1 protein-coding gene and 1 pseudogene are annotated in these 1271 nt (G+C 46.5%); both read right to left on the bottom strand.

The window, feature by feature from the left end; all coding sequences use genetic code 11:
• Positions 1 to 366: 366 nt before the first annotated feature.
• The gene (locus NTD89_RS02145) at positions 367 to 828 is read right to left on the bottom strand and encodes a DUF4225 domain-containing protein (protein WP_315975598.1); all 462 of its coding nucleotides are present in this window, start codon (positions 826 to 828) and stop codon (positions 367 to 369) included.
• 262 nt (positions 829 to 1090) lie between these two features.
• Positions 1091 to 1271 (bottom strand): annotated as a pseudogene (locus NTD89_RS02140) (type VI secretion system tube protein Hcp); the annotation flags it as partial.

Below are 1271 nucleotides of genomic sequence, written 5' to 3'. Positions count from 1 at the left end.
TAAATGTTAGACAGAATCTGCCGTGTTTATCCGCCGGGAAATTATGTTCAAGTAGATCCACCAGCGCTTGGCTTGTGCATTGTTTTGCTAGGAATACATGTCGCTTGAAGGATAGCACTGATGAATGCAATCCACCGAATCCAATAGTTACTAACAAGAAACTCCAGAGGGGACGAAAAAAACAAAATGGATCCGTGGCGAGCTACGTTATATTGCACCGCCCCCCAAAGTAGAACGCCAGCAAAGCACAGCCAAAACCATTTCTCTTTAAAGTTATCACCAGAAAGATGCCTGCTAATTAAATAAAAACACAAGAACCCCAAAACAGAAATAATAAAATAAACAAATGTCAAAAAAATATTATCACTACTCATTATTCTTTATATCTCTATTCATATTATTTATTGTAACTCCATCAGCAAACGCATCAAAAGCTAAGGTGAATTTACTAGCCTCGACATATCCACGTTGATAATCACTACGAACATAACGAAACAGACGCCAAGAATCAGGCTTTAAAACCAACCTGGCCACACCGTACACTGACATCAATAAATCGCCGCCTCCATACGCCATATTCCCTTCAAACTCACCACCGCCCATTGCTTTAGCAACTTGGTGGTACACCTTGCGCACCGGCCCCTGAGTGTCCGAGCGGCGTTCCCACAAATTACGTCCACCCTCATAGACATTATTGGCTCCGTGCGCCATCAACGGCACTCCAGGGACCACACATAGCGTACCGATAGACCCGTAACAGATCCCTGCTCCGGCCGTGAATTGCAGTGCACCTGCAATCACCCCAATACCCTGTCGAGAGATCTCCATTGACTGGTCAAACAGGCTTTTTGTTCGTTTTCCAAGTCCCTAAGACCCTGCTCTGGGGACTTTTTACCCTGCTCCACATCGTGGACAATACTTCTCGCGTAGTACGCCACTTCACGATTGAATTGCAACCGCAACACACCATTTTTGATATGCCGCGCGCTCACGGTACACGCTTGGTTCGCCAGAATACTCCCGGCGCGATTGACCTGCCAAAAATCACAAGTGCCGGACCTATCGCTATCCGTTCTGTCAGTTAACGGTTTCACTCATCGCCTCCCCAAGCGCTATAGCCTGTTGTGCCAGCAAGGTGGTGAGCCCACGTGATGCTCCGATAACGAATCGCTAAATGTTCCTGTGGTTCGGCATCGTTTTGTAAAATGACATGTGGCATATCCAGCGTCAGGTCTGTGATAACACCGCCTTCAATGGAGATTGAGTAAAAC

This window comes from Pseudomonas sp. 14P_5.3_Bac1 (assembly GCF_025466135.1).
Taxonomy (GTDB): Bacteria; Pseudomonadota; Gammaproteobacteria; order Pseudomonadales; family Pseudomonadaceae; genus Aquipseudomonas.
Note: the sequence above shows the minus strand (reverse complement) of the source record. Positions and strands in the feature narration are given on the sequence as shown.